At 67.5% G+C, this 25,024-nt stretch carries 17 protein-coding genes and 2 pseudogenes; 11 read left to right on the top strand and 8 right to left on the bottom strand.

The genetic code is table 11. The annotated features are described in order from the left end of the window. Position 1 precedes the first annotated feature (1 nt). Positions 2 to 256: a hypothetical protein gene (locus FSV73_RS13145; protein WP_007160204.1), complete on the bottom strand. Its 255-nt coding sequence runs from the start codon at positions 254 to 256 to the stop codon at positions 2 to 4. Between the two features lie 443 nt (positions 257 to 699). On the opposite strand from FSV73_RS13145, the gene algB reads away from it, so the two are divergent. Together algB and FSV73_RS13135 are read left to right on the top strand one after the other, a co-directional pair. Continuing rightward, positions 700 to 2,049, top strand: coding sequence for a sigma-54-dependent response regulator transcription factor AlgB (gene algB, locus FSV73_RS13140; protein WP_145008303.1), 1,350 nt, complete (start codon positions 700 to 702; stop codon positions 2,047 to 2,049). After that, on the top strand, positions 2,046 to 3,836 hold the full coding sequence (locus tag FSV73_RS13135; protein WP_145008302.1) for an ATP-binding protein: 1,791 nt from the start codon (positions 2,046 to 2,048) through the stop codon (positions 3,834 to 3,836). Before algB ends, FSV73_RS13135 begins: the two co-directional genes overlap by 4 nt. A 695-nt stretch (positions 3,837 to 4,531) precedes the next feature. Here FSV73_RS13135 and FSV73_RS13130 read toward each other — a convergent pair. Genes FSV73_RS13130 through FSV73_RS13120 form a run of 3 tightly spaced genes read right to left on the bottom strand, consistent with a single transcriptional unit; the run spans position 4,532 to position 7,822 of the window. Next, the gene (locus tag FSV73_RS13130) at positions 4,532 to 6,004 is read right to left on the bottom strand and encodes an FGGY family carbohydrate kinase (RefSeq protein ID WP_145008301.1); all 1,473 of its coding nucleotides are present in this window, start codon (positions 6,002 to 6,004) and stop codon (positions 4,532 to 4,534) included. 35 nt (positions 6,005 to 6,039) lie between these two features. Beyond that, positions 6,040 to 6,996: a transketolase family protein gene (locus tag FSV73_RS13125; RefSeq protein ID WP_145008300.1), complete on the bottom strand. Its 957-nt coding sequence runs from the start codon at positions 6,994 to 6,996 to the stop codon at positions 6,040 to 6,042. Beyond that, positions 6,986 to 7,822 carry a transketolase gene (locus FSV73_RS13120; RefSeq protein WP_145008299.1) on the bottom strand — a complete coding sequence of 279 codons (837 nt, stop codon included), beginning with the start codon at positions 7,820 to 7,822 and terminating at the stop codon, positions 6,986 to 6,988. The genes FSV73_RS13125 and FSV73_RS13120 overlap by 11 nt, the downstream gene beginning before the upstream one ends. A gap of 335 nt (positions 7,823 to 8,157) precedes the next feature. Here FSV73_RS13120 and FSV73_RS13115 point away from each other — a divergent pair, with 335 nt between their 5' ends. From FSV73_RS13115 to FSV73_RS13085, 7 genes are all read left to right on the top strand, one after another. Continuing rightward, positions 8,158 to 9,153, top strand: coding sequence for an ABC transporter permease (locus FSV73_RS13115; RefSeq protein ID WP_145008298.1), 996 nt, complete (start codon positions 8,158 to 8,160; stop codon positions 9,151 to 9,153). Between the two features lie 57 nt (positions 9,154 to 9,210). Beyond that, entirely contained in the window at positions 9,211 to 10,143 is a 933-nt protein-coding gene (locus FSV73_RS13110; RefSeq protein ID WP_145008297.1) for a sugar ABC transporter substrate-binding protein, read from the top strand. 102 nt (positions 10,144 to 10,245) lie between these two features. Beyond that, positions 10,246 to 11,751: a sugar ABC transporter ATP-binding protein gene (locus FSV73_RS13105; protein WP_145008296.1), complete on the top strand. Its 1,506-nt coding sequence runs from the start codon at positions 10,246 to 10,248 to the stop codon at positions 11,749 to 11,751. A gap of 14 nt (positions 11,752 to 11,765) precedes the next feature. After that, complete coding sequence (locus FSV73_RS13100) at positions 11,766 to 12,530, top strand: SDR family oxidoreductase (RefSeq protein ID WP_145008295.1); 765 nt, start codon at positions 11,766 to 11,768, stop codon at positions 12,528 to 12,530. A 185-nt stretch (positions 12,531 to 12,715) separates the two neighbouring features. Further along, positions 12,716 to 13,516, top strand: coding sequence for an SDR family oxidoreductase (locus tag FSV73_RS13095; protein WP_145008294.1), 801 nt, complete (start codon positions 12,716 to 12,718; stop codon positions 13,514 to 13,516). 175 nt (positions 13,517 to 13,691) lie between these two features. Then, positions 13,692 to 14,642, top strand: a complete 951-nt coding sequence (locus tag FSV73_RS13090; RefSeq protein WP_145008293.1) for a sugar-binding transcriptional regulator — start codon at positions 13,692 to 13,694, stop codon at positions 14,640 to 14,642. 139 nt (positions 14,643 to 14,781) lie between these two features. Continuing rightward, complete coding sequence (locus tag FSV73_RS13085) at positions 14,782 to 16,206, top strand: MFS transporter (protein ID WP_145008292.1); 1,425 nt, start codon at positions 14,782 to 14,784, stop codon at positions 16,204 to 16,206. A 13-nt stretch (positions 16,207 to 16,219) separates the two neighbouring features. Here FSV73_RS13085 and FSV73_RS26140 read toward each other — a convergent pair. The 3 genes and pseudogenes from FSV73_RS26140 to FSV73_RS13075 all read right to left on the bottom strand — a co-directional run. Continuing rightward, a pseudogene (locus tag FSV73_RS26140) lies at positions 16,220 to 16,816 on the bottom strand (methyl-accepting chemotaxis protein); the annotation flags it as partial. Positions 16,817 to 17,125: 309 nt separating this feature from the next. Then, positions 17,126 to 17,887, bottom strand: a pseudogene (locus tag FSV73_RS26135) (MCP four helix bundle domain-containing protein); the annotation flags it as partial. Between the two features lie 61 nt (positions 17,888 to 17,948). Continuing rightward, positions 17,949 to 21,419 carry an acyl-[ACP]--phospholipid O-acyltransferase gene (locus FSV73_RS13075; protein WP_145008290.1) on the bottom strand — a complete coding sequence of 1,157 codons (3,471 nt, stop codon included), beginning with the start codon at positions 21,417 to 21,419 and terminating at the stop codon, positions 17,949 to 17,951. Between the two features lie 269 nt (positions 21,420 to 21,688). On the opposite strand from FSV73_RS13075, the gene FSV73_RS13070 reads away from it, so the two are divergent. Beyond that, entirely contained in the window at positions 21,689 to 21,898 is a 210-nt protein-coding gene (locus tag FSV73_RS13070; RefSeq protein WP_007160189.1) for a cold-shock protein, read from the top strand. Positions 21,899 to 22,317: 419 nt separating this feature from the next. Here the strand turns inward: FSV73_RS13070 and pap are convergent, their stop codons facing one another. Then, entirely contained in the window at positions 22,318 to 23,802 is a 1,485-nt protein-coding gene (gene pap / locus FSV73_RS13065) for a polyphosphate:AMP phosphotransferase (protein ID WP_145008289.1), read from the bottom strand. Positions 23,803 to 24,000: 198 nt separating this feature from the next. Between pap and FSV73_RS13060 the strand changes: the two genes are divergently transcribed. After that, positions 24,001 to 24,966 (top strand): CHAD domain-containing protein, encoded by a 966-nt coding sequence (locus FSV73_RS13060; protein WP_145008288.1) that lies wholly within the window; start codon positions 24,001 to 24,003, stop codon positions 24,964 to 24,966. The last annotated feature ends 58 nt before the right edge of the window (positions 24,967 to 25,024 follow it).

Here is a 25,024-nt window from a genome sequence, read left to right as displayed (position 1 = left end):
CTCAGAATACCCAGCGGGTCTGCTTCACCAGGCGGTCACCATTGGACTGTGCCGGGATGGCTTTGAGTTCCCCACGACCTTGGCTGGCCAACGGCTTGGCTGCCGGCACCATGGCCTGGGCAGCGATCCGAGTGGACGCGATGAGGGCTTGTTCGCGGCTGACGTCCTGCCCCTGGGGAGCGGCGACGGCGGCGCTGGCGAAGCAAGCGAAGAGCGCAGTACCTACCAAGTGCTTGCGAAGGGTCTGGCTGATCATCGGGTCTCTCCTGCAATCCGTTGGCCCTAAGGCCGGCTTGCCAAGGAGATTGCAGACTGCGTGCCAGCTTTTCGAAAAGATATTTTTTATTATAAAACAATGACTTATGATTTCAGGTGAGGGCTATCGGACATGCACCTTGCAAGGTGCAACGCCCGACGCATTGCGTTTTGCATGATGGCCAATGGGGCTGGCGCCGTCTCTACGGACGGTCTCTGGTCAGCGCAGCGGCCGAAAACCCCTCGTCGCCCCCTCCTGCCCGGGCAAAAGCCACCTTTACCGGCGATTTCAGCGAGCGGATTGCGAACTGCACGATGCCGCCCCCCCCCCTTACCACCTCCCCCATCGATCCTGCGGATTGCAACTTGCACGATGTATGATGGACTAACTGCCAGCTCGGTCTTTTAGCGCGTTTCGGCCTTTCGGCCTGGAGTCTCTCCGTCATGGAACAAACCAGCGGTCGCATCCTGCTCGTGGACGACGAAGCCGCCATCCTGCGTACCTTTCGTTTCTGCCTGGAGGACGCCGGCTACAGCGTCGCCACGGCCAACAGTGCGGCCCAGGCCGAAGCCCTGCTGCTGCGGCAGGTCTACGACCTCTGCTTCCTGGATCTGCGCCTGGGCGCGGACAATGGCCTGGACGTGCTGCAGCAGATGCGCATCCAGGCGCCCTGGATGCGCGTGGTGATCGTTACCGCCCATTCGGCCATCGACACCGCGGTGGATGCCATGCAGGCCGGCGCCGCCGACTACCTGGTGAAACCCTGCAGTCCGGACCAGTTGCGCATGGCCGCCGCCAAGCAGCTGGAATTCCGCCAGCTCTCCGCGCGGCTGGAAGCCCTCGAAGGCGAGGTGCGCAAGTCCAGCGCCGGCCTCGATTCGCGCAGCCCGGCGATGATGGGCATCCTGGAAACCGCCCGGCAGGTCGCCACCACCGATGCCAACGTGCTGATCCTCGGTGAATCGGGCTCGGGCAAGGGCGAACTGGCGCGCGCCATCCATGCCTGGAGCCGCCGCGCCAAGAAGACCTTCGTCACCATCAACTGTCCGTCGCTGTCCGCCGACCTGATGGAAAGCGAGATGTTCGGCCATACCCGCGGCGCCTTCACCGGGGCCAGCGAGAGCACCCTCGGCCGGGTCAGCCAAGCTGATGGCGGTACCCTCTTCCTCGACGAGATCGGCGATTTCCCCCTGGCGCTGCAGCCCAAGCTGCTGAGATTCATCCAGGACAAGGAATACGAGCGCGTCGGCGATCCGGTGACCCGCCGCGCCGACGTGCGCATCCTCGCCGCCACCAACCGCAACCTGGAACAGATGGTGGCGGAAAACGAATTCCGCGAAGACCTGCTCTATCGCCTCAACGTCATCGTGCTCAACCTGCCGCCGCTGCGTGAACGCAAGGAAGACATCGTCGACCTGGCCGAGCGCTTCCTCGCCCGCTTCGTCAAGGACTACAACCGACCCGCCCACGGCTTCAGCGAGGCGGCGCTGGACGCCCTGCGCAGCTACGACTGGCCGGGCAACGTTCGCGAGCTGCGCAACGTCATCGAGCGCGCCAGCATCATCTGCGGCCAGGACCTGGTGGACGTCAATCACCTGGGCCTGGGCGATGGCCCGGCCACCGCCAGCGCCGCCAGCGCGCCGCGGGTCGGTGAGGCGCTGAGTCTGGAAGCCCTGGAGCGGGCGCACATCGCCGCGGTGATGGCCACCAGCGAGACCCTCGACCAGGCGGCCAAGACCCTGGGTATCGACGCCTCCACGCTCTATCGAAAACGCAAGCAGTACGGGCTATGAAACTGCCGATCAAGCTGCACACCCGCCTCTTCCTCAGCATCTCCGCCCTGATCGCCGTGGCCCTCATCGGGCTGCTGGTGGGGCTGGTGAGCGTCCTCCACCTCGCTCGCGAGCAGAGCGTCCAGACGCGTAGCAACCTCGACTTCATCAACCTGACGCTGAACATGCGCCAGGAGCTGAGCAACAGCCTGTTCCAGATGCTCGACGGCGCCCCGGATGCGCAGTCCCTGGCAGCGGCCCAGGAACGCTTCGAGCAGTATCTGCAGCGGGTCCAGGGCGAGATGCGCAAGCCCGAGCAACTGGCGGTGCTGGAAGACGTCAAGCGCCGCTACGAGCGCTTCGCCGAATACCTGCAGTCACCCCCGGCAGGCTATGCCCAGCTGCGCGCCGATCCGGGCTTCCAGGAAACCCTCAACGAGCTGCGCAACCGCATCTACGACCTGCAGAAAAGCTATGTGGTGACCCTGGAGCGCATGCAGGACGAGGCCCACGACCGCGCGGTGATCATCGCCCTGCTGCTGGCCATGATCGGCGTGGCCATCCTGGTCACCGGCGTGGTCACCGCCAACGGCATCGCCAAGCGCTTCACCGGCCCCATCGACGGCCTGGCCAAGGCCGCCGAACGCATCAGCCAGGGCAACTTCGACGTCCAGCTGCCCACCTCGCAGATCGCCGAATTCACCCTGCTCAGCCGCCGCTTCGGCAACATGGCCCAGGCCCTGCACCGCCTCAGCCAGACCAATGTGGAGGCCCTGGTGGCCGGCCAGCGGCGCCTGCAGGCGGTGCTCGACAGCATCGACTACGGCCTGGTGATCCTCGACCCCCAGGGCAACATCGAGCACGCCAATCCGGTGGCCTGCCGCCAGCTCGGCTGGAACGAGAACCACCTGGGCGAGTCCCTGATCGCCGCGCTGGAGCGACCGGAGATCGAGGCCAGCGTGCAGCGGGTGCTGGCCGGCGGCGCCTTGGATGCGGCGCCCGAAGACCTGGAGATCCGCGTCGACGACGAGATCCGCCTGCTGGCCTGGAGCCTGACGCCGGTGAACCACGCCGACGGTCGCAGCGTGGGTGCGCTTATGGTGCTGCGCGATGTCACCGAGCAGCGCGCCTTCGACCGGGTGCGCAACGAATTCGTCCTGCGCGCCTCCCACGAACTGCGTACCCCGGTCACCGGCATGCACATGGCCTTCGGTCTGCTGCGCGAGCGCCTGAAGGTGGCACCGGAGTCCCGCGAGGCCTATCTGCTGCAGACGGTGGACGAGGAAACCCATCGCCTGGTGCAACTGATCAACGACCTGCTGGACTATTCCCGCCACCAGAGCGGCCTGCAGCGCCCGGAAAAACTGCCCAGCGAGATCGGCGACCTGCTGGAAGAGGCGCGGGCCCGCCATGCCGACGAGGCCCGCGAGCGCGATGTCGAATTGAGCGTGGAGTTGCTGCACACGCCGCTGCCGCGGGTCAGCCTGGACCCCAAGCAATTGGCGCGGGTGTTCGACAACCTGCTGAGCAATGCCCTGCGTCACACCCCGGCGGGCGGCCGCATCGTCATCCAGGCCCTGCGCCAGAACGACCAGCTGCTGATGGCGGTGCAGGACAACGGCGAAGGCATCGCCTATGCCCAGCAGGGCCGGGTGTTCGAACCCTTCGTGCAGATCGGCAGCCAGAAGGGCGGCGCCGGCCTGGGCCTGGCGCTGTGCAAGGAAATCATCCGCCAGCACGGTGGCCGCATCGGCGTGGTATCGCGCCCCGGCCAGGGCACCCAGATCTTCATGACGTTGCCGACCTGAGCCAGACGCCACAGGGCCGCCGTAGGTTGGGCTGAGCGCCGCGAAGCCCAACGGTGCCTCAGCGTTGGGCTTCGAGGATAGAGCCGTCTCAACCCAAGCTACGGTCTAGCCCCCTCTCCCTCGGGGAGAGGGTTGGGGTGAGGGCAGCGCCTCGTCACGATGCTCCAGTGGAAAAGGCTGCGCCGTTTTCCACGCTACGTGGCCCGTAGGTTGGGCAGAGCGCAGCGAAGCCCAACGGTGCCCGGCTCGAATCCGCATTGTTGGGCTTCGGCGATGGAGCCGTCTCAACCCAACCTACGGTCTAGCCTCCTCTGCCTCGGGGAGAGGGATGGGGTGAGGGCGCGCCTCACCACGGTATCCCAGTGGAAAAGGCTGCGCCGTTTTCCACGCTACGCTGGCCCGTAGGTTGGGCTGAGCGCAGCGAAGCCCAACGGTGCCCGGATCGAATGCGCATCGTTGGGCTTCGACGATAAAGCCGTCTCAACCCAACCTACGGTCTAGCCCCCTCTCCCTCGGGAGAGGGTTGGGGTGAGGGCAGCACCTCGTCGCGATGCCCCATTGGAAAAGGCTGCGCCGTTTTCCACGCTACGCTGGCCCGTAGGTTGGGCTGAGCGCAGCGAAGCCCAACGGTGCCCAGATCGAATCCGCGTTGTTGGGCTTCGACGATAAAGCCGTCTCAACCCGACCTAGGGTCTTTACCGCAGCGTCCGCGCCAGCGCCTGTTGCCAGCCGGCATACAACTCCGGCACGGCATTGGCACGAGGCTCATAGCGGCGCCGCGGGCGTTCCAGATCGGCCAGGGCCGCGGCGTCCTGCCACCAGCCCAGGGCATGGCCGGCCAGATGGGCCGCGCCCAGCGCCGAGACCTCCGGCGACAGGCTGCAGATCACCGGGCGCTGCAACAGATCGGCCTGGAATTGCAGCAGCCATTCGTTGCGCGTGGCGCCGCCGTCCACCCAGAGTTCGTCCAGGGGCGTCGGGCTGTCCTGCTGCATGGCGTCGAAGACGTCGCGAATCTGGTAGGCGATGGCCTCCAGCGCCGCCCGCATCAGGTGCGCTCGGCCGCACGTCTCGCTGAGACCGCAAAACAGCCCCCGCGCCTCGGCGCGCCAGTGCGGCGCACCGAGCCCCCCGAGCGCCGGGACGAAGTAGACGCCGCCATTGTCCGGCAGTGCCGCGGCTTCGGCGGCCAGGGCCGTAAGCTCGCCGGCGCCGCCCAGCAGGCGCGCCGTCCAGCTTACGGCGGCGCCGGTGTGGACGATATTGCCTTCCAGGGCGTAGGTCGGGGTCTCGCCCAGGCGCCAGGCCAGGGTGGTGGCCAGGCCATGGGCGGAGACCACCGGCGCGGCGATGGGCGTCATCAGCGAGGAACCGGTACCCAGGGTGGCCTTGACCTTGCCGGGGACGAATCCGCCCTGGCCGAACAGCGCCGCATGGGAGTCGCCGATCATGGCGAGGATCGGCAGGCCCGCCGGCAGCGGACCCTGGGCCCGGGTCTCGCCGAAGCAGCCGGCGCTGGGGCGGATCTCCGGCAGCGCCGCCCGGGGGATGCCGAACAGATTCAGCAGTTGCGGATCCCAGTCGCCACCACGCAGGTCGAGCAACTGGGTACGGGCGGCGTTGGCCGCGTCGATGAGAAAGCTGGCACCGCCACTGAGTTGCCAGAGCAGCCAGCTGTCCACGGTACCCAGGCAGATCTCGCCGGCGGCGGCGCGGGCCATGCCCTCGGGGACCTGGTCGAGCAGCCAGCGCCACTTGCCAGCGGAAAACATCGGATCCAGCGCCAGGCCGCTGCGCTGCCGGATCAGCTCGCCATGGCCGGCGGCCTGCAGGGCCTCGCACTGGGGTTGGGATCTCTTGCACTGCCAGCTCACCAGCGGACCGAGCAACTGGCCGCTGGCGCGCTCCCAAGCCAGCGCGGATTCGCGCTGGTTGCTGATGGCGATGGCCGCCAGGGGCGCATTCGTCTGGGCCAGGCAGTCACCGATGGCGCCCTGCAAGGCCTGCCAGATGGCCAGGGGATCCTGCTCGGCATGGCCGGGGTGCGGATGCTCGACGGTGAGTGGCCGGGAGCCGCGGGCCACGACGCGGCCGGCGCGATCCACCAGGATCGCCTTGGCATTGGTGGTGCCCTCGTCGAGGGCGAGGATCAGCGGCTCGGCGGCCATGGCAGCTCCTTGTTGTTGTTCCGCTACCGCCCGGCTCAGCGCAGGCGCTGGACCGCAGCGACGATACCAGCGGCATCGATGCCGTGCTTGGCGCGGGTCGGCCCGCGGGCTCCGGCGGAGGCGTATTCACCGTCGGCGATGCCCAGGCGGATCAGCGGAATCCCCAGGGCCGCCTCGGCCATCACCTCGGCCACCAGGCTGCCCACGCCACCGTTGGCATTGTGCTCTTCCACCGTGACCACGCCACCGCGGGCGGCGCAGAGGGCCTTCAGCAAGACCTCGCGCTGCAACGGGCGGATCGACGACAGGTTGATCACCTGGGCGCTCACGCCCTGCTCGGCCAGTTGCCGGGCGGCGTCCACCGCCTCGTGCACCACCGAGCCCAAGGCCACCAGGCTGACGTCATGGCCCTGGCGCAGCACATCGACCTGGCCGGGCACGAAGCGATAGTCGGGACCGTGCAGATCGGGCAGCGCCTTGCCGTCCAGGCGGATGTAGACCGGGCCGTCGTGGGCCAGGGCATGCTCGACGATCTGCCGGCACTCGCTGCCGTCGGCCGGGGCATAGATTTCCACATTGCCGAAGCCGCGCATCACGGCGATGTCGTCGAGGCTGTGGTGAGTGCTGGCCAGGGGTCCGTAGCTGGTCCCGGCATTGAGGCCGAACATCTTGACGTTGGACCTGTTGTAGCAGACGTCCACCTTGACCTGCTCGTTGGCGCGGGAGATCAGGAAGGGCGCGGCATTGCAGGTCACCGCCACCTTGCCGGCGAGGCCCAGGCCGGCGGCCACCCCGACCAGGGTCTGCTCGGCGATGCCGACGTTGACCAGACGCTCGGGGAAGCGTTTGACGAAGGGGCCGATCTTGGCCGTGGAGGTGGAATCGCTCACCACCGGTACCAGGTCGACGCCGGCGTCCACCGCGGCGATGAAGGCCTCGACCATGACGCTGGCGAGATGGGCTTCGCCCGGGGTCTGGGTATCAGTGGCCATGGTCGAGCTCCTTCAGTGCAGCGGCGATCTCGTCGCCCTTGGGCACCCGGTGGTGCCATTCGGGTTTGCCCTCGATGAAGGAAACCCCCTTGCCTTTCACGGTGTTGGCGATCAACACCTGGGGTTGGCCACGGTGCTCGCGCAGGGCCTCCAGATTCTCCACCAGCTGGGCGACATCATTGCCGTCGCACTCGACCACGTGGAAGCCGAAGGCGCGCCACTTCTCGGCCAGGGGCTCCAGCGGCAGGATCTCGGCAGTCGGGCCGGCCAGTTGCAGGCGGTTGTGGTCGACGATCACCGTCAGGTTGTCCAGCCGGTACTTGGCGGCGGTCAGCGCCGACTCCCAGTTGGAGCCCTCACCCAGTTCGCCGTCGCCGGTCAGCACATAGACGCGCCGCGGACTGCCTTCGCGCTGGGCGGCCAGGGCGATGCCGGTGGCCACCGGCAGGCCGTGGCCGAGGGCGCCGGTGTTGAGTTCGATGCCGGGGGTCTTCTGCCGCACGGGATGGCCCGGCAGGTGGGAATCGAAGTGCTGGTAGCTGTCGAGCCATTCCGGCGGGAAGTAGCCGGCTTCGGCCAGGCAGCAGTAGAGCCCGCCCACGCCATGGCCCTTGCTCTGGATGTAGATGTCGCGTTGGGGATCGGCAAGGCGTTCCGGGGCGACGTCGAGCAGGCGGAAGTAGAGGGTGGCGAGGATGTCGGTCTCCGACAGGTCCGCCCCGGTGTGGCCGCCCGCGGGAGAGGCGGCGTTGAGCTGGATGACGCGCCGGCGGATCAGCCGGGCCTTTTCGCGAATCTGCGCGACGTCGTACTGGAACGGATTCATCAGGCGACCCCCTCGGGTATCCGAAGCTGCGATGGAACAGACGCCTGCCGAGGTTTCAGTGGGCGTCTTATGAATATTTATTCGTCACTGAAAATATATTTATCATTTAGACCCCAATCCGGGAGGTCGTCAATAGGCGAAAATGGCGTCCAGGGCTTTGCCGCCAGACGTGGATACCGGTCTGGCTGAGGTTTGCTGAGCGATAGGCATTCGGCAGCGCGGCAATGAAAAGGCGCTTGACTTCCCCCTGGAACAGGCGGAGTCTGAATTAAAAATCAGGCAAGCATAAATATTCAGGCGGCCTTACACAAGAACAATAACCCCAGGAGAAGCTCGTGGAAGCCAAAGCCCCGACTGCCTCGCCACCCGCCAAGCCCCTTGCCCGCCTCGCGCTGCGTCTGCCACGCAACGTCGGCGGTCCGCTGATCGGCCTGGCGCTGTTGATCGCCGTGTTCTCCTTCGCCTCGGAGTATTTCTTCTCCGTGCGCAACGCCCTCAACATCCTCGACCAGGTGACGGTGCTCGGCATCCTGGCCATCGGCATGACCCTGGTCATCGTCATCGGCGGCATCGATCTCTCGGTGGGCTCGGTACTGGCCTTCGCCATGATGCTGCTGGGCTGGCTCTACCAGGACATCGGCTGGCCACTGGGCCTGGCGATTCCGGCCGCCATCCTCGGCGGCCTGGTCTGTGGCCTGGTCTCGGGGCTGCTCATCGCCCGGGCGCGGCTACCCGCCTTCATCGCCACCCTGACCATGATGTCGGTGGCCCGCGGCCTGGCCAACATCCTCACCGACGGTCGCCAGATCGTCGGCTTCCCGGACTGGTTCACCAGCCTGGCCACGGTGCGGCACTTCGGCTTCCTGTCGGTGACCGTCGGCCTCTTCCTGCTGATGCTGCTGGTGGCCTGGGTGTTCCTGCGCTTCCGCGCCGGCGGCCGCAATCTCTACGCCATGGGTGGCAGCGCCGAGGTGGCACGGCTGTCGGGCATCAAGGTGCGCGCCATCACGATCTGGATCTACGCCCTGAGCGGCGCCCTGGCAGGCCTCGCCGCGGTGGCCATGGCGGCGCGCCTGGATTCGTCCCAGCCCAGCGCCGGCCTGTCCCTGGAGCTGGACGCCATCGCCGCGGTGGTGATCGGCGGGGCCAGCCTCAGCGGCGGCGTCGGCAGCGTCGGCGGCACCCTGGTGGGCGTGCTCATCATCGGCGTGCTGCGCAATGGCCTGAACCTGCTGGGGGTCTCGCCCTTCGTGCAGCAGGTGATCATCGGCATCGTCATCGCCCTGGCCGTCACCCTGGATACCCTGCGCCGCCGTAGCGGGCAGCGTTGAGTCAGAACCGCATCGACATCGACACCGCAGTACAACAATAACAACGGAGTGCTTTCCATGCTGACCCCCAAGAAGCTGTTGCTCGGTACCCTGTTCGCCGCCATGACCTGTGCCGGCGCGCTCAATGCCCAGGCCAAGGAACTCACCGTGGGCCTGGCGGTGGCCAACCTCCAGGCCGACTTCTTCAACCAGATCAAGCAGGCCGTCGAGGCCGAGGGCAAGGCCAAGGGCATCAAGGTGATCACGGTGGACGCCCAGGGCAACTCGGCGACCCAGGTCAACCAGATCCAGGACCTGATCACCCGCCAGGTCGACGCCCTGATCTACATCCCGGCTGGCGCCACCGCCGCCGGTGTCCCGGTCAAGGCGGCCAAGGCCGCCGGCATCCCGGTGGTGGCGGTGGACCGCAACGCCCCCGATGCGCCCGGCGACACCTTCATCGCCAGCGACAGCGTCGCCGCCGCCCGCACCCTGGCCGAATACGTCGGCAAGGTCACCGCGGGCAAGGGCCGCGTCGCCATCCTCCAGGGCCAGATCGGCACCACCCCGGAAAACGACCGCGCCAAGGGCTTCGCCGAAGGCCTGGCCAAGTTTCCTGAGCTGAAGGTGGTCGCCCAGCAGCCCGCCGAGTGGGCCCAGGACAAGGGCTTCGCCGTGGCTCAGGACATGCTCCAGCGCGACCCCAACATCAGCGTCTTCTTCGGCCGCGCCGACGCCATGGCCCTGGGCGCCGCCCAGGCGGTCAAGGTGGCCAACCTCGATCATCCGGTGACCATCGTCGGCTTCGACGGCGACGTGGCCGGCCTCAAGGCCGTGGCCGCCGGCACCCTGTCCGCCACCATCACCCAGCAGACCCGCAAGATGGGGCGCCTGGCGCTGGAATCGGCGGTGGCGCTCAAGGAAGGCAAGCAACTGCCCAAGGAGCAGCTGCAGGAGGCGATCCTGACCACCAAGGACAATGTCGCCCCCTTCATCGAGAACCACCCGTAACGGTTCGTCCGGCCAGCGGCGGGTAAGGCCCGCCGCCTCCAGCCCATGCCCCAGCTGCCTCCCCTGGGAGGCACGGCTTCAGCTCCCCCTTTCGGAGGCCCCATGTCCGCCGTCATGCCCCTGGAACAGCCCGCGGCCCTCAGCCTGAGAAACATCGGCAAGAAATACGCCGGCATCGAGGTGCTGAGCGGCGTGGACGTCGACATCCAGCCCGGCGAGGTCCTGGCCCTGCTCGGTGAGAACGGTGCCGGCAAGTCCACCCTGTCGTCGATCATCGCCGGCCTGGTACCGCCCGAGGCGGGGGGCCGGATGACCTGGCTCGGCCAGGACTACACGCCCGACTCCCCCGGCGCGGCCCTGGCCGCCGGCATCGGCCTGATCCACCAGGAAATCCGCCTGCTGCCGGAGCTGACCATCGCCGAGAACATGTTCGTCGGCCGCCTGCCCATGCGCGGCGGCCGCATCGACCGCGCCTTCATGGAAACCGAGGCGCAGCGCCAGCTGGATCGCCTCGGTCTCAAGGTGCCGGCCACCCGCACCGTGGCCGGCCTCAGCGTGGCGGCCCAGCAGTTGGTGGAGATCGCCAAGGCGCTGACCCTCAAGGCGCGCCTGCTGATCCTCGACGAGCCCACCGCGGCCCTCGGTGGCGAAGAGACCGAATTGCTGTTCGCCCAGGTCGAGCGGCTCAAGGCCGAGGGCGTCTCTTTCATCTATATCAGCCATCGCCTGGAAGAGATCGCGCGGATCGCCGACCGGGTGCTGGTCTTGCGGGATGGCCGCCAGATCGCCCTGCATGCCACCGCCCAGGTGCCGGTGCGGCAACTGGTGGAAGAAATGGTCGGCCGCAGCGTGGAGCGCATCTTCCCGGCCCTGGCCGCGCCCGGCACCCGCGAGGTACTGCGGGTGAAAGGCCTCAGCTGCCGCGAGATGCCGCTCAAGCACATCGATTTCGCCGTGCGCGCCGGCGAGGTGTTCGGCGTGGCGGGCGTGGTCGGCGCCGGGCGTACCGAGCTGGTGCGCGCCATCGCCGGCGCTGCCGAGCAGGTCACCGGCGAATTGCTGCTTGAGGGCCAGGCCTGCCGTTTCGCCAGCCCCTGCGAGGCCATCCAGGCCGGCATCGTGCTGGTGCCCGAGGATCGCAAGCAGCAGGGTGTGGTGGTCGACCACGCCATCGAGGAAAACCTCATCTATGGCAACACCGACCTGCTCGCCGCCGGTGGCTGGGTCTCCCCTGGCGGCCTGCGCGCCTTCGCCCGCAAGGCGGTGGCCCGCCTCGGCGTCAAGGGCCAGCCGGAGCAGGCGATCGCCGCTCTGTCCGGCGGCAACCAGCAGAAGGTGATCATCGCCAAGTGGCTGGCGCGTAACCCCAAGGTCTTCATCCTCGACGAACCCACCCGCGGCATCGACGTCGGCGCCCGCGCCGCCATCTACCAGGTGATCGCCGAACTGGCCGCCACCGGCATGGCGGTGATCGTGGTCAGCTCGGATCTCGACGAGGTCCTCGGCCTGTCGCACCGGGTCATGGTGATGAGCCGTGGCCAGCAGATGGGCATTCTCGAACGTGAACAGGCCACTCCGGTGGCCGTGATGGAATTGGCTACTGCCTGACTAGGAGTTCTTTCATGCGTCTCTTCGATCTTGGCGGCCAGACCGCCTTCGTCACCGGTGCCGGCAGCGGCATCGGCCAGGCCATCGCCGTCGGACTGGCCGAGGCCGGGGCCAACGTGGCCTGCTTCGACCTGCCCGGCAGTCGCGACCTGGCCGGCACCGTCGAACGCATCCAGGCCCATGGCCGGCGCGCCCTGGCGCTGGAAGGCTCGGTGACCAGCGCCGCCGACCTGGCCACCGCCGTGGCGCGTGCCGAAGCCGAGCTGGGCCCGCTGAGCCTCGCCGTCAACAGCGCCGGCATCGCCAACGCCCAGCCGGCCGAGGAGCTGGAACTGGAGCGCTGGCAGCGCATGCTCGACATCAACCTCACCGGGGTGATGCTCAGCTGCCAGGCCCAGGCGCAGGTCATGCTGCCACGCGGGCACGGCGCCATCGTCAACATCGCCTCCATGTCCGGCAGCATCGTCAACCGTGGCCTCCTGCAGGCCCACTACAACACCTCCAAGGCCGGGGTCATCCACCTGACCAAGAGCCTGGCCATGGAATGGGCCGAGCGCGGCCTCCGGGTCAACTGCATCAGCCCCGGCTACACCGCCACCCCCATGAACACCCGCCCCGAGGTGGCCGACCAGGTCAAGATCTTCGAGCAGACCACCCCCCTGGGCCGCATGGCCGAGGTGGAGGAAATGGTCGGCCCGGCGATCTTCCTCTGCAGCCCGGCGGCGTCCTTCTGCACCGGGGTGGATCTCATCGTCGATGGCGGATTCGTCTGCTGGTAACGCCTTTCACGATCTGCTGCGCGTCGGCCAACCTGCGTTGAATACCGCCTGGATCGCCAGCCCGGTCGGACTGCTCATTTACCACTCGTAAACTTGAGCGCAAGCCCGGTCCGCGTCCTCAGGGGTATTCGCCTTGTTTGGCTCTAGCTCGCTAGATCGTGGCCTATAGCCCTAGGAGGTTTCACGTGGAACGTCGCTTCGCAGGTCAAACCGTAGTCATCACTGGCGGCTGCCGCGGCATCGGCGAGGGGATCGCCGAGCGCTTCGGTCGCGAGGGTGCCAACCTGGTGCTGGTGTCCAACGCCGAGCGGGTGCACGAGACCGCCGCGCGCCTGGCTGCCGCGACCGGGGCCGAGATCCTGCCGCTGGTGGTGGATATCACCGACGAAGCGGCGGTGGCCGAACTCTATGCCCAGGCCGAGGCGCGCTTCGGCCGCGTCGACGTCTCGGTGCAGAACGCCGGGGTCATCACCATCGACGCCTTCGACCAGATGCCGCGCGCCGATTTCGACCGCATCCTGCAGGTCAACACCACCGGCGTCTGGCTGTGCTGCCGCGAAGCGGCCAAGCGCATGGTCGCCGCCGGGCGTGGCGGACGGCTGATCAACACCAGTTCCGGCCAGGGCCGCCAGGGCTTCATCTACACACCGCACTATGCGGCGAGCAAGATGGGCGTCATCGGCATCACCCAGAGCCTGGCCCACGAGTTGGCGCGTCATGGCATCACGGTCAATGCCTTCTGCCCGGGCATCATCGAGAGCGAGATGTGGGACTACAACGACCGGGTCTGGGGCGAGATCCTCTCCACCCCGGAGAAGCGCTACGGCCAGGGCGAACTGATGGCCGAGTGGGTCGGCAACATCCCCATGAAGCGTGCCGGTACCCCGGCCGACGTCGCCGGGCTGGTGGCCTTCCTCGCCTCGGCGGACGCGGCCTATATCACCGGCCAGGCGATCAACGTGGATGGCGGCCTGATCATGTCCTGATCGGCATTGCCGGCGCCAAGGGCGCAAAAGCCTTGGCGCTGAGGGGAAGGCTGAGCAAAAATAGCGGGAAAATGCGCCTTTCTAACAGGTACGTGCGTGCTTTTCGGTGGTTCGTCGCGGTCAGGCCGGCCGGGCGACCCTGGGCCCCACGTCTCCGCTGGTACCGGGAATCTGGATGAGTAACCTCGAAGAACAACGTCTGCTGACCAAGATTGCCTCGCTCTATTACGAGGAAGGGCTCAAGCAGTCGCAGATCTCCGCCCAGCTCGACCTGTCCCAATCCTTCGTCAGCCGCGCCCTGAGCCGCGCGCTCAAGGACGGCATCGTGCGCATCTCGGTGCAGCGGCCGCGCAACTTCCACCTGGAGCTGGAGCGCCAGCTCCAGCAGCGCTATGGCATCCGCCAGGCCATCGTGGTGGAGCCCACCGGCGATGACGAGGAAGCCATCAAGCAGGCCATCGGTTCGGCCGCCGCCCACTACCTGGAAACCAGCGTCACCGAGCGCGACCACATCGGTATCTCCTCCTGGAGCTCCACCATCCGCGCCATGGTCGGCCACATGCACCGCGGCAGCAGTCGCCAGGGGGCGACGGAAGTGGTGCAGCTGCTGGGCGGAGTCGGCAACAAGGGGGCCTTCGAAGCCACCCTGCTGACCCAGCAACTGGCCAACCTGCTCGGCTGCCCCGCCTACCTGCTGCCCTCCCAGAGCATCGAGCAATCGCCCGAGAGCCGCCAGCGCATCCTGCAGCTGGACGAGGTGCGCGAGGTCACCGAGCGCTTCGCCCGACTCACCGTGGCGCTGGTCGGCATCGGCGAGCTGGAACCCTCGCAACTGTTGCGCAACAGCGGTAACTACCATGGCGAAGCCATGCTCGAGGTGCTGGCCGCCCGCGGCGCCGTGGGCGATATCTGCCTGAGGTACTTCGACGCCCAGGGCCGCCCGGTACTGGACGAGAGCGAAGAGACCGTGGTCTCGGTGGACCTGCCGCAACTGCTCGAGATCGATCGTGTGGTCGGTCTCGCCGGTGGCCTGCGCAAGGTTAACGCCATCCGCGGCGCGCTGCAGGGCGGTTATCTCGACGTCCTGGTCGTCGATCTGCGCACGGCCCTGGCGCTGGTACCCTGATTGACGCAAGAAAACACTGCTCCAGACCGGCAAACACGCGATTGCTGCCAAGCAGAGCGGTACAAATGGACATTTTTGGCAACATTCGGTCATGAACGAGTCGTAAGCTGTAGGACGACCGTTCTCTGGATAGCGTCCCATGACCTCCGCGCTCTCGGCTTCGACCCCCTCCTCTGCCCTGCCCGCCGCTCAGCGAGCCGCCACCCTCTCGGCGCGCCTCGACCGCCTGCCCGCCACCCGCAGCCTGTGGCGCCTGGTGGCCCTGCTGTCCATCGGCGGCTTCTTCGAACTCTACGATCTCTTCCAGACCGCCTACATCAGTCCCGGACTGCTGCGCGACGGGCTGTTCCAGACCGGCGCGGCCGGCGTCTTCGGGGTTTCCGACCAGGCGGCCTTCGCCGCGGCCACCTTTCTCGGGCTGTTCGTCGGCGCCAGTGTGCTGAGTCCCTTCGCCGACCGTTTCGGTCGCCGGGCGGTGTTCACCTGGGCCCTGATCGGCTACACCCTGGCGACCCTGGCCATGGGCCTGCAGACCACCGCCCTGGGGCTGATCGTCCTGAGGTTCGTGGTGGGCATCGGCCTGGGGCTGGAGCTGGTCACCATCGATGCCTATCTGTCGGAACTGGTCCCCAAGGCCATGCGCACCTCGGCCTTCGCCTTCGCCTTCTTCATCCAGTTCCTCTCGGTACCGGCGGTGGCCTTGATGTCCTGGTGGCTGGTGCCCCAGGCGCCCCTGGGTGTCTCCGGCTGGCGCTGGGTGGTGCTGTCCAGCGCCGCCTTCGCCCTGTTCATCTGGTGGCTGCGCCAGCGCCTGCCCGAGTCGCCGCGCTGGCTGGCGCAACAGGGCCGGCTGGACGAAGCCGAGCGCGGCGTGGAGCGTCTGGAGGCGGCCTGCCGCGCCGACAGTGGCCAGCCGCTGCCCGCGCCCCAGGAGGCACCGCTGGAGCGCCCGCTGGCCGCCGGCTTCGCCGCGCTCTGGCAACCGCCCTACCGGCGACGGGTGCTGATGCTGATCGTCTTCAACCTGTTCCAGGCCATCGGCTTCTTCGGCTTCGGCAACTGGCTGCCGGCGCTGCTCTCCGGCCAGGGCGTGAGTCTGACCCACAGCCTGGGCTACGCCTTCGTCATCACCCTCGCCTATCCGCTGGGCCCGCTGTTGTTCGTGCGCGTGGCCAGCAGATTCGAGAACAAGTGGCAGATCGTCGGTTCCGCCCTGGGAACCGTGGCCTTCGGCAGCCTGTTCGCCCTGCAGCAGGGCGCCGTGGGGCTGATCCTCTGCGGCGTCGGCATCACCTTCTGCAACGCCTGGCTGACCTTCGCCTTCCATTCCTATCAGGCCGAGCTGTTTCCCACCGCCATCCGTGCCCGGGCAGTGGGCTTCTGCTATTCCTTCAGCCGGCTGTCCACGGTGTTCAGCAGCCTGCTGATCGGCGCCCTGCTGGAGCGCCTGGGCACCCCGGGCGTGCTGGCCTTCATCGTCGCCAGCATGCTGATCGTGGTGCTGACCATCGGCCTGTTCGGCCCGCGCACCCGTAACCGGGCGCTGGAGGACATCGCCCGCTAGCCCGGCCCCGGGGTCACAGTCGGAACTGCTGCACCGCGCCGTTCAGGTCACCGGCGAGGCGCGCCAGGTCGTTGCTGGCGGCGGCGGTCTGCTCGGCGCCCGCGGCGTTCTGGGTGGACAGGTCGCGGATGCTGGTGAGGTTGCGGTCCACCTCGCGGGCCACCTGGGCCTGCTCCTCGGTGGCGGCGGAAATGCTCAGGTTGCGCTCGGTGATCTGCACGATGTTGCGGCCGATCTCGGCCAGGGCCTCACCGGCGGCGGCGGCGACCTCCAGGCAGGCACTGGCCTGCTGGTTGCTGGTGGCCATGGCGTTCACCGCCTTGCCCGCCCCGCCCTGGATGGCGCCAATCATGTCCTCGATCTCGCCGGTGGACTGCTGGGTGCGCGCGGCCAGGGCGCGTACCTCGTCGGCGACCACGGCGAAGCCGCGTCCCGCCTCGCCGGCGCGGGCGGCTTCGATGGCGGCGTTGAGCGCCAGCAGGTTGGTCTGCTCGGCGATGCCGCGGATGACGTCGAGCACCCCGCTGATGCGCTGGACCTGGCCGGCCAGGCCGTCGATCTCGGTGCCGCTGGTGGCTACCGCGGCGTGCAGGGCATGGATGGTCTGCAGGGTCTCCTCGACCCGGTGCTGGCCAAGGTCGGCGGAGGTCCGGGAATCCTGGGCGGCGGCGCTGGCGGCGGCGGCGTTGCGCGCCACCTCCTCTACCGCCGCGGTCATCTGGTTGACCGCGGTGGCGGCCTGGGCCAGCTCGTCGTTCTGCCGCTGGATGCCGCGCAGACCGCTGGCGGTCACCGTCGACAACTCCTCGGAGGTGGACGCCAGGGTGTTGGAAGACAGGTTCAGCCGCTCCAGGGTGCCGCGCAGGTTGTCCTGCATGCGCGCCATCGCCGCCAGCAGGCGGCCAGGCTCGTCGCGGCCATCCTGCTCGACCGGACGGCTGAGGTCGTTGCTGGCGATGCGCTCGGCCACCGCCAGCGCCTTGGCCAGCGGCCCGGTGAGGCTGCGGGTGAAGCGCCAGGCCAGCAACAGGGTGCCGGCCAGGGCCGCCAGCATGGCTGCCACGGTGATGGCGATGGCGGTGCGGTAGCTGTCGGTGGACGCCGCGGCGAGGCGAACCACCTTGCCGTCGACCAGGCCGGCGAGCTGGGTGACGGTGGCGCTCAGGGCGTCGCCACTGCGGGCCATCTCGCCATCCTGCCCGGTGAGCTTGAGCAGCTCGGCATCGTTCTGGTCGTCCAGCGCCTTGAGATAGCGGGTCTGGTTGTTCAGGTAGGTGGCCAGCTGGCCGGTCATCCGGGTGTAGACCTCGCGTCCCTTGTCGGTGAGCAGCAGGGCGTCGAACTGGCGGACGTGCCGCTCCAGGGTGGCCTTGGCCTCTTCGATACCCTTGTGCACCGCCTGGGTCTCGGCGTTGGAGGAGGCCAGCATCAAGCCCTGGTTGTGCATGCGCAGGCTCAGCAGGTCGGCACGGATCTCGCCGATGATCTGCACGCTCGGTATGACGTTGCCGATGATCTGCTCTTCGCTCTCCTTGATGATGCGATTCTGGCCGAGGGAAAACAGGCCGAGCCCTATGACCAGCAGGGCGAAGAAGCCAAAGGCGACCAGCGCGCGGGGGGCGATGTTGAGAGAGCGTAGCTTCACCGGAGGACACCTCGAAAAGATGGATAGCCCCCTCATGATCGGCAGGACCGCGCCAGGCTTTAGAGCTGTTCCGACGACAGTCCTGAGATCTGTTGCCTCAGCTAGACACCTCCTCCGCCAGTCGCTCCTGCGCCAGCCGCTTCGCACCCGCCACGTCGGCCTTGCCGGTGCCCAGTTTCGGCAAGGCGTCCACCGCCAGCCAGGCCGAGGGCAACAGCAATCCGCCCACCCCCTGGGCCAGCAAGGTCTTCTCCACCACCGCACTGTCCAGGGCGCCGGTGTGCAGCACCACGATGCGCTCGCCCTTCCTGGCATCCGGCAGGTTGACCGCCAGCCACTCGATCTCCGGATCGGCCACCGCCCGCGCCAGGGCCTGCTCCACGGCGCCCAGGCTGACCATCTCGCCGCCGATCTTGGCGAAGCGCGAGTAGCGGTCGACGATGGTGAGGAAGCCGTCCTCGTCCAGCCGGCCCTGGTCGCCGGTCACGTACCAGCGCTCGCCGTCGATCTCGCGGATGGCCTTGGCGGTGCGCCCGGGATCGTTCAGGTAGCCCTGCATCAGCTGCGGCCCGCCGATCAGCACCATGCCCGCCTCGCCGCTGGGCAGTTCGGCGAAGGTCTGCGGATCGACGATCTTGAAGCCGGTCCCCGGCAATGGCATGCCCACGGTACCCAGCTTGCCGCCGCGCTGCACCTGCAGGTAGTTGATGTCCAGGGCGTCCGGCAGGTTGACCGAGGCCACCGGCGCGGTCTCGGTGGCGCCATAGCCCTCGTAGATGTCCTGGTTGAACTTGAGCTTGAAGGCCTCGCGTACCGCCGGGTCGAGGCGCTCGGCGCCGGCCACCACGATGCGTAGGCTTTCCAGCATCAGCGGATGCACCTTGGCGTTGCGCACGAACAGCCGCAGGAAGGTCGAGGTGCCACAGAGCACCGTGGCGCGATGGGTGGCGACGGCCTTGGCGATCCCGGCCACGTCGGTGGGATCGGCCTGGCAGGCCACCGGCAGGCCCTCGATCAGCGGCAGGAACTGGGTGACGGTGAGGCCGAAGGCGTGGAACAGCGGCAGCGACGCCATGAAGACGTCGTCGTCCTGGGTGTTGAGCACGTCCGAGGTCTGCTTGAGGTTGGCCATGATGTTGCGATGGCTGAGCATCACCCCCTTGGGCGTGCCCTCGCTGCCACTGGAGAAGAGGATGGCGGCCGTCGCCTCGGGATCGTGGGCGCGACTCACCAGCACCTGCAGCATGGCGGTGGGCAACAGCCGTACCGCCAACCAGGTGGTGACCAGCTCGGCCTTGCCGATGCCGGCGCGGAGTTCCTCCAGATCCACCACCTCGCGCCCGGCGAGCAACTCGTCCACCGGCAGGCCGCGCTTGCGCAGGCGGTCGAGAAAGCGCTTCGAGGTGTAGACGGTGCGGATACCCGCCTGGTCCAGGCCCGAGCGCAGCGCCTCGGGCGTGGCCGTGTAGTTGAGGTTGACCAGCGTCTTGCCGGCCAGCAGCACCGCCATGTTGGCCAGCATGCCGCCGCTGCTGGTGGGCAGCAGCAGGCCGAGGTTGGCCTCGGGACGCTTGCGCATCCGCCGCGCCAGGCAGGCGGCGCCGGTGAGTGCCTGGGCGGCCTTGAGCGGCGCGCCGAGGTCGTCCACCAGGGCCAGGCCACCGGGCCGGCGCTTGACGCTGGCGACCCAGGCGTCGGCCAGGGACGGCAGGCTCTGCATGTAGCGCTGCCAGGAGCGGATCGACAACTCGAAGATCCGGCGCTTGAGCACATCTGCCGGGGTGTCCTTGGCCAACGGCTTGCCGAAGGCCACCACCACTTCGCGGTGCAGCGGACTGTCGCGCAGCTCCTTGAGCTTGCTCGAGGAGCGCGAGAACTGGCTGCCCCAGAGCCCGCGCAGGTAGAAGGGCACGATTTGCACCTCCGGGCCGACCTGCTCGCAGGCCTTTTCGTAGCCGCGGCGGAATTCGCCGAGCTGGCCGGTGCGGCTGATCGCCCCTTCCGGGAACAGGCAGACCACCTCGCCGGCGCGCAGCAAGGCGGCCACCTGCTCCAGCGCCGCGCCGGCGCCGCTGCCCTGGGCGATGGGCAGGCAGCCCATCGCCTTGAGGAAGGGCTTCAGGTACCAGCGTTCGTAGATCGAGCGGAGCATCACGAAGCGCACCGGCCGCGGGCTGGCGATCTGCACCATGGCCCAGTCGACCCAACTGATGTGATTGCCCAGCAGCAGCACCCCGCCCTGGGCCGGCAGGTTCTGCAGGCCCTGGACCTGGATGCGGTAATGGCGGGTGACCATCAGCCCGAGCAGGAAACGCACCAGGCTCTGCGGCAGCTTCCACACCGTGTAGGCGCCACCGACCAGCGCCACGGCGGCGATCAGCAGCAGCAGCCAGCGACTGTCCAGGCCGAGCAGGGCGATCACCGCGGTGAGCACCAGGAAGCTCAGCATGGCGACGTTCTGCACCCAGTTGTTGGCGGCCAGCACGGTCCCCAGCTGGTCCTCGCGGGCATTGAACTGGATCAGCGCATTGAGCGGCACGATGAACAGGCCGCCCATCAGGCCGATGAAGATGAAATTGAGCGCGTGCACCCAGGCCGCGCTGGGCGCCGGCAGCCACCAGAGCCCGAGGGCGATGCCCAGCGCGCCCACCGGGATCAGCCCGGTCTCGATGCGTCCACGCGAAGCCCGGCTGGCCAGCGCCGAGCCGAGGGCGATGCCGATCCCGGCGCAGGCCAGGATGCCCTGCAGCAGCAGGACGTTGTCGATGCCCAGGTGGTCCTTGGCATAGGCCGGAAAGCTCGCCAGCAGCACCTGGCCCACCGACCAGAACACCGCGAGGCCGATGATCGACAGCCGGATCACCGGATTGGCGCCGATCACCGCCAGGTTGTCCCGGGCGCTGCGCAGCCGCACATAGGCCTGCCAGTCGAAGGGGACCTGCGGCCTGGGCTCCTCGAGCAGCGGCAGCCGATAGAGCAGCGCCACCTCGGCCAGGCTGCAGAGCACCAGCAGCCAGCCCAGCGGCGCCATGTCCTGCAGGATGGCGTGCGGCGTGGCCTGGCCCGCGCCCAGGTGCAATTGGAAGAAGGCGGTGAAGACCACGGTGCCGGCGAGGATGGCGATGATGGAGTTGGCCTGCACCAGGCCATTGCCCTCGGCCAGGCGCTGCTTGCCGAACAGCGCCTTGATGTAGCCGTACTTGGCCGGCGAGTAGAAGGTCGCCTGGATGGCCAGCAGCAGCGTCATGGCGAAGGCCAGCTCGAACCAGCCGGCGTAGTAGGCCAGCGTGATGCCGAGGGTGATGGCCACCGCCGCCCAGCCACCGAGGCGCAGCACCCGCACCTTGGCGAAGCGATCGGCGACATGGCCGGAAGGACTGAACAGCAGGATGAAGGGCAGCAGCATCAGGCCGTTGACCAGCGCGGTCAGCACCACCTGGGTGGTGCCGTCGTAGACCTTGAACACGGTGTTCTGGATGACGATCTTGTGGCCGAGATCGACGAAGGCGTTGAGAAACACGGCGATCAGGTAGGGCCAGGCCCCCTTGATCCGGTGCAGCTTGTCCATGCGGAGTCTCTTTCGAGCAGGGGAATCCGTAGCCTGAGTGAGACGCCCTGGCAGCGCAAGCTGTGGCCGCCGATCAGCAAATATGCAAATCAGGGCTATACAAGCGCGCGAAAGCGCGTATGGTGTAGGCACTGCTACTGCAATAGTTACTCGATACCTGCTTGATGTTGCTTCATTTTCATCTCCTGGCTCGTCTCACTCTCGCATTACAGTCCCGTTCGCGAATGTCTCGCTGACGTGGTTGTTCCCCCTACATCCTGGAGATACTCATGTCCAATCGTGAAAATGGCACCGTCAAGTGGTTCAACGATGAGAAAGGCTACGGCTTCATCACCCCGGAAAGCGGCGCCGACCTGTTCGTGCACTACCGCTCCATCGAAAGCGCCGGCTTCAAGAGCCTGAGCGAAGGCCAGAAGGTCACTTTCGTGGCTGTCAAAGGCCAGAAGGGTATGCAAGCTGACCAGGTTCAAGTCGTCTAACGACTGATCCGGTTGCAGAAAGGCCCCGCTTCGGCGGGGCTTTTTCGTTTCTGGGATTCGGGTTTTGCGGTATGGCCCGTTGCTCCGCCACGGAGATAATGGCTGCCGACACCATTCAAAGCCTCAGGCGCGCCAAACGCCCCTTCCAGCAGGGCGAACGCAATCGTTGCGTAAGGGGTCGAGCGGCAGGGATGCCGCGAGAGCCGCGAGGGCCAGGGAGGGCCCTTCGCGGCGGGCCCCTGGAGCGACGATGGAGGGAGCGGACCCCGGCGCAGCCGGGGCCGGATGGCGGGGCAAGCGTTTTTGCTTACTTTTTTGGCGATTGAAAAAAGTGAGTCGCCCGGCGGGGCGAAACAGCAGTTTCCCCAAAAGCACGATAACGAGCTGAGCAATCGCTTTTACCGAAGGCCGGGCTTCACTCAACCCTTGTCATACGCCCGCTCCAACGCCTCATTGAGTGTCCGCAACACCTTCACCCGCGCGAATCTCTTGTCGTTGGCCTCCACCAGCGTCCAGGGCGCGATGGCGGTGCTGGTCTGCACCACCATGTCGTTCACCGCCCGGCTGTAGAGCTCCCACTTGTCGCGGTTGCGCCAGTCGTCCTCGGTGATCTTGAATCTCTTGAAGGGCGTTTCCTCGCGGGCCTTGAAGCGCTCCAGCTGGGTGTCCTGGTCGATGGCCAGCCAGAACTTGGCCAGCACGATGCCGGCGTCGCTGAGCTGCTCCTCGAATTCGTTGATCTCGCCGTAGGCGCGTTGCCAGTCGGCCACCGGCGTCAGTTCCTCCACCCGCTCCACCAGCACCCGGCCGTACCAGGAGCGGTCGAAGAGGGTGAAGTCGCCCTGCCGCGGGATATGCCGCCAGAAGCGCCAGAGATAGGGCTGGGCCAGCTCTTCGTCGCTCGGCGCGGCGACCGGGACGATGCGGTACTGCCGCGGGTCCAGGGCACCGGTGACGCGGCGGATGGCGCTGCCCTTGCCGGCGGCGTCATTGCCCTCGAAGGCCGCCACCAGGGCATGGCGGCGATACTTCTTGTCGCGCAGCAGGCGGGCCAGGCGCGCCTGTTCGCGGAGCAACTGGTCCTCGTAGTCGTCCTTGTCCAGGCGCTGGCCCAGGTCCAGGGCTTCCAGCACGCCCCGGCCATCCACCGGCGACGAGAGGACGGCGGCGGCCTTGCGCTGCTTGCGCGGCTTGCTGGCCAGGGCGCGTTGCAGCGCCTTGAGCAGCACGGTACCCACGGTCAGGCTGCGAAAGCGCTCGTCAAAGCCGGGTACCACGTGCCAGGGGGCATAGTCGTGATGGGTCCGCCGCAGCACCCGCTCGCCCTGCTTGACGAAGCGGTCGTAGACCTTGGCCTGGCGCCAGTCCAGCGGACTGAGTTGCCAACCCAGGCGCGGATCGTTCTTGAGGTGCTTCAGGCGCTGCTTGAGCTGGTCCTTGGACAGGTGGAACCAGAACTTGAGGATCAGCGCGCCCTCGTCGGCGAGCATGCGCTCGAAGCGCTCGGCCTGGTCGATGGCGACGTCCAGTTCGACCCGGGAGAGTTCCTTGTTGACCCTTGCGTGCAGCATCTGGCTGTACCAGTTGCCGAAGAAGACCCCGATCCGGCCCTTGCCCGGCAGGCGTTGCCAGTAGCGCCAGGCGGGCGGATGCAGACGTTCCTCGGCGGTGGGCTGCAGGAAGGTCTCGACGCGGATGAGGCGCGGGTCCATCCATTCGTTGAGCAGCTTCACCGTCTCGCCCTTGCCGGCACCCTCGATGCCATTGATCAGCACGATCACCGGGAAACGGCCCTGCGCCTTGAGTTCGTACTGGGCGGCCAGCAAGGCCTCGCGCAACCTGGGCAGCTTGGCGTCGTAGGTGGCCTCGTCGAGCAGGTGTTCGTTCTCGGCGGCTTCGAACATCCGAATCTCCTCATGCGGGGGGTCGGGCCACTATAGCCCTTCTGACCGGCCGAGCGGCAGGCGGTGCCTGGCGCGGATTTCCATGACGGCAATATGACGATTAAATGAAATTTGGCATCAACGGCTGTTGTAGCGGTCTTCCCACCGTTACGCTCCCGCGCAACGCGGGTCTGCAGTCCACCTATTGAGGAGAGTTCGATGGCCTTTCGTTTCGATGCGCGGCAACCGGCTGACGAAGAAGTCCGCCGAGTGGTGACGGATCGTCTGGTTCAGGCTGAAGCGTCCCTGGCGAGTGGTACCCCCAAGGGCGTGCACGAGACGCGCAAGCGCCTCAAGGAGTTGCGCGCCCTGCTGCGGCTGCTGCACGGTGCGCTCGGCAAGCGTGCCTTCGCCAGTCGCAACCGGCGCCTACGCGACCTCGGCCGCGAGCTGTCCTCGCTGCGCGACAGCGCCGCCCTGGTGGAGAGCTGGGACAAGCTGGGCGAATCCGACCGCAAGAGATTTGCCTCGCCGGCCATGAAGCGCGTGCGCCAGCGGCTGCAGGAGCGCGCCGATCAGCAGACCGCCGCGGCCAGTGGCCATCCCGAACTGCTCGAGGAGCTGGCCAGCCTGCGCGCGGACGCCGCCGGCTGGAAACTCGCCGGGCAGGGCTTCGCCCTCTTCGCCCGCGGCCTGGAAGACAACTACAAGGCCGGGCGCCAGGCGCTCAAGACCGCCCGCGACAAGCCCACCGACGATACCCTGCACGACTGGCGCAAGCGGGTGAAAGACCACTGGTATCACACCCAGCTGCTGGCCGCGGCCTGGCCGGCGGAATTCAAGCAGCGCCAGAAGAGCCTCAAGCGCCTGGCGGAATACCTGGGCGACGATCACGACCTGGCGGTGATGCAGCAGCTGCTGGCGGACGAGCCGGCGCTGTTCGGCGCCAGCAATACCCGCCTGGCCATCGGCGAAAGCCTGGCCCAGCAGCGTGAGCGCCTGCAGCTGAAGGCCTTCGCCCTGGGCCTGCGCCTCTACCTCGACAAGCCCACCGCCCTCGCCGAACGCTGGCGTGATCTCTGGCGCCTAGCCAGCCGACCCTATGTGCCGCGCAAGCCCAAGGCCAAGGGCAAGCCGGCGCCCGCCGGGCTGCTGCCCCACCTGGTCGAGGACACGCCGGCCTGACACCCGGACGATGCGGGATTTGTCGCGCGTGGTGGTGGTCCAACCCAGGACCCACCAC

It is taken from the genome of Pseudomonas oryzihabitans (genome assembly GCF_007665395.1).
GTDB classification, from domain to species: Bacteria; Pseudomonadota; Gammaproteobacteria; order Pseudomonadales; family Pseudomonadaceae; genus Chryseomonas; species Chryseomonas psychrotolerans_C.
The sequence above is the reverse complement of the archived record's forward strand: the minus strand, read 5'-3'. Positions and strand labels throughout refer to the sequence as shown.

What these genes read in the sequence shown, in the direction of transcription:
- FSV73_RS13130 (WP_145008301.1), bottom strand. Translation starts at nt 6,004, where the DNA reads ATGGCCGCCGAGCCGCTGATCCTCGCCCTCGACGAGGGCACCACCAAT.
- FSV73_RS13090 (WP_145008293.1), top strand. Translation starts at nt 13,692, where the DNA reads ATGAGTAACCTCGAAGAACAACGTCTGCTGACCAAGATTGCCTCGCTC.
- FSV73_RS13125 (WP_145008300.1), bottom strand. Translation starts at nt 6,996, where the DNA reads ATGGCCACTGATACCCAGACCCCGGGCGAAGCCCATCTCGCCAGCGTC.
- FSV73_RS13060 (WP_145008288.1), top strand. Translation starts at nt 24,001, where the DNA reads ATGGCCTTTCGTTTCGATGCGCGGCAACCGGCTGACGAAGAAGTCCGC.
- FSV73_RS13085 (WP_145008292.1), top strand. Translation starts at nt 14,782, where the DNA reads ATGACCTCCGCGCTCTCGGCTTCGACCCCCTCCTCTGCCCTGCCCGCC.
- algB (WP_145008303.1), top strand. Translation starts at nt 700, where the DNA reads ATGGAACAAACCAGCGGTCGCATCCTGCTCGTGGACGACGAAGCCGCC.
- FSV73_RS13105 (WP_145008296.1), top strand. Translation starts at nt 10,246, where the DNA reads ATGTCCGCCGTCATGCCCCTGGAACAGCCCGCGGCCCTCAGCCTGAGA.
- FSV73_RS13075 (WP_145008290.1), bottom strand. Translation starts at nt 21,419, where the DNA reads ATGGACAAGCTGCACCGGATCAAGGGGGCCTGGCCCTACCTGATCGCC.
- FSV73_RS13110 (WP_145008297.1), top strand. Translation starts at nt 9,211, where the DNA reads ATGCTGACCCCCAAGAAGCTGTTGCTCGGTACCCTGTTCGCCGCCATG.
- FSV73_RS13100 (WP_145008295.1), top strand. Translation starts at nt 11,766, where the DNA reads ATGCGTCTCTTCGATCTTGGCGGCCAGACCGCCTTCGTCACCGGTGCC.
- FSV73_RS13135 (WP_145008302.1), top strand. Translation starts at nt 2,046, where the DNA reads ATGAAACTGCCGATCAAGCTGCACACCCGCCTCTTCCTCAGCATCTCC.
- FSV73_RS13120 (WP_145008299.1), bottom strand. Translation starts at nt 7,822, where the DNA reads ATGAATCCGTTCCAGTACGACGTCGCGCAGATTCGCGAAAAGGCCCGG.
- FSV73_RS13070 (WP_007160189.1), top strand. Translation starts at nt 21,689, where the DNA reads ATGTCCAATCGTGAAAATGGCACCGTCAAGTGGTTCAACGATGAGAAA.
- pap (WP_145008289.1), bottom strand. Translation starts at nt 23,802, where the DNA reads ATGTTCGAAGCCGCCGAGAACGAACACCTGCTCGACGAGGCCACCTAC.
- FSV73_RS13145 (WP_007160204.1), bottom strand. Translation starts at nt 256, where the DNA reads ATGATCAGCCAGACCCTTCGCAAGCACTTGGTAGGTACTGCGCTCTTC.